Genomic DNA, 2,533 nt, shown 5'->3' on the forward strand with positions numbered 1-2,533 from the left:
TGTCAATCGGCGTTGAAAAGGGACCCGGGATCGGCGTCCAAAAAGGACCCACTGGCGGCATGGTTTCCATTGATCGGCGACGCAGCGGGCGACGCCGCGAAGCCGTCAGGGTGAGCGCAGCGGCGTCGCCCGCGTCTCCAGCGACCCGCCCATCCGGTCGCGGCGTGCCGCGGCCGGCTCCGAGGCGCGGGTCTTCAGCCGCCAGCTCGCGTTGCCGGTCTCCAAGATCTCGCAGTGGTGCGTCAGGCGGTCGAGTAACGCGGTAGTCATCTTCGCGTCTCCGAACACGCTCGGCCATTCGGCAAACGGCAGGTTCGTCGTCACGATCACCGAGGTGCGCTCGTAGAGGCGGCTGATCAGGTGGAACAGCATCTGCCCACCCGCGCGGGGGAACGGCAGGTAGCCCAGTTCGTCGAGGATCACGAGGTCGGTTCGTGCCAACTGAGCGGCTAGGCGACCGGCCTTACCGGCCCGGGCCTCCGCCTCCAGCTGGTTGACCAGATCGACAGTGTTGAAGAAGCGCACCCGCGCCTCGCGCTCGCGCACGCAGTTGGCTCCGATGGCGATGGCCAGATGCGTCTTGCCCGAACCAGTGCCCCCGATCAGCACGGCGTTGCTGCTCTCGGCCAGGAAGCTCCCTCGGTGCAGTTCGCGCACTGCCACCGCGTCCACGGGCGAGCCCGCGAACTCGAACTCGGCCAGCGTCTTCATCACGGGGAAGCGGGCATTGGCGATGCGGTAGCTCGTGGCACGGCTCTCCACGTCAGCCAGTTGCAGGGTGAGGAGTTGACCCACGACCTGCTCGGGCGAGTGGTGGCGCTTGGCTGCCAGGGTCATCACCTCGTCGTAGGCCGCGCGCATGCCGCGCAGCTTGAGCTTGACCATCAGCTCGAGGACGGCGTGTCGGTCCATTATGCCCTCACCAAGGTGCGCAGCCCGTCATAGCGAGCACAGTCCGCCGTCGGCACGAGCCCGAGCGTCAACGACGAGGGGGTAAGCATGGGTGGAGGCGGCACAGGCTCCCGGTCTCTGGCGAGCAGGTTGAGCACGGCGTCTGCGCTGTGCAGGCGGGCGGTCAGCGCGCGAGTGCAGGCCGCCTCGACCGCGTCCAGCCCAGCCTCGGGCACGGCCGAGAGGATCGTCACGAACTGACGATCCGCGTCGGAGTAGGCGGCCAGCCGGCGGCGAACCTCGCGCAGTGACACGGGGAGGTCCCAGTCCCGGAACGGCTCACCGTTGCGCAAAGCGCCGGGCTTGCGGGCGAGCACGGGCAGGTAGTGCCAGGGGTTATAGATCGTCTGGTGCCGCCCGAAGCACCGGGCATGCTCGGCGACGCGCTCGCCGTTGAGGAAGACAGTGATCCGCTCGGCATGGGCGCGCAGCTGCACCCGTCGGCCGGCAGCGCGTGCCTCGACGGAGTAGCGGTTGTTGTCGAAGCGCACGAGGCAGGTGGGCGATGCGGCGACCTCGACCTCGTGGAAGCCATCGAACGCCTCATGCAATGCGACGAGGGCCGGTCGGTCCTCGGTCTCGAACACCGCCATGACGGTGCGGTCGCGCTGCACCGGATGGGAGGCCGTCATCGCCCAAGCGATGCAGCGCTCCTCCAGCCAGCCGTTGAGCGCAGCCAACGATGGATGGCGTGGCGTGGGCTTGAAGAAACGCCCCCGGGCCGTGCGCACTTGGTTCTCGACCTGGCCCTTCTCCCAGCCTGCGTTCGGGTTGCAGGCGGTCGGCTCGATGAGGTGGTGCGAGCAGAACTGCTGGAAGCGGCGGTTGAACGTTCGCTGGCGGCCGAGAAAGATCGTGGCCACCGCGGTGCGCATGTTGTCGTAGATGCCGCGCCGGCAGGACCCTCCAAAGAACTGGAACGCCTGCTCATGAGCGTCGAACACCATCTCCTGAGTCTCGCGCGGGTAGGCGCGCAGCAGGAACAGGCGCGAGTGGCAGAGCCGGATGTGGGCGACCTTGATCTGGGTGGTCACCCCGTTGATCAGCACGGTCTCGTGGCTCCAGTCGAACTGGTAGGCCTCGCCGGGGGCGAAGGCGAGCGGCACGAAGACGCCCTGAGCGGTGGCGGCGCGATCCTTGAACCAACGCTGGGCGTAGCGGCGCACGCTGTCGTAGCCGCCAGCGAAGCCGTCCTGCCGCAGGATCTCGAACAGGCGCACGTAGCTCAGGCGCTGGCGCTTCGCCTTGGCAAGTTCCTCGGCCAGCAAAGCTTCGAGTTGGGCGACGTGGCTGTCGAGCTGAGGGCGCGGTTGCCTCTGACGCTTGTAGGCGAAGGCGGTCGCATCCGAACGCAGGGCCTTACGCACAACCTTGCGCGACAGACGCAGCTCCCGCGAGATCTCCCGGATACTCTTGTGCTCGGTGCGGAACAGGCGCCGGACCTTGGCGATGGTCTCCACAATCAACATCCCGGCTGGCTCCCGCCCTGACTGGCCGGGAGCATGGAGGAGAAGCCGGGGGTGGGTCCCGATTGGACGCCGATCAACCCGTCAACCGGGTCCTTCTTCCACGCCGATTCTCA

General features: G+C 67.6%; 2 protein-coding genes. Both read right to left on the bottom strand.

All coding sequences use genetic code 11. The features are described 5' to 3' along the window. Positions 1–105: 105 nt before the first annotated feature. Entirely contained in the window at positions 106–912 is an 807-nt protein-coding gene (istB, locus tag BY998_RS23780; protein ID WP_110354155.1) for an IS21-like element helper ATPase IstB, read from the bottom strand. Further along, a complete protein-coding gene (gene istA / locus BY998_RS23785) occupies positions 912–2,420 on the bottom strand; it encodes an IS21 family transposase (protein ID WP_110354156.1) in 1,509 nt (502 codons plus the stop codon). Before istA ends, istB begins: the two co-directional genes overlap by 1 nt. Positions 2,421–2,533: the final 113 nt, after the last annotated feature.

Origin of the sequence: Methylobacterium sp. B4 (assembly GCF_003201865.1) — a bacterium.
Classification (GTDB): Bacteria; Pseudomonadota; Alphaproteobacteria; order Rhizobiales; family Beijerinckiaceae; genus Methylobacterium.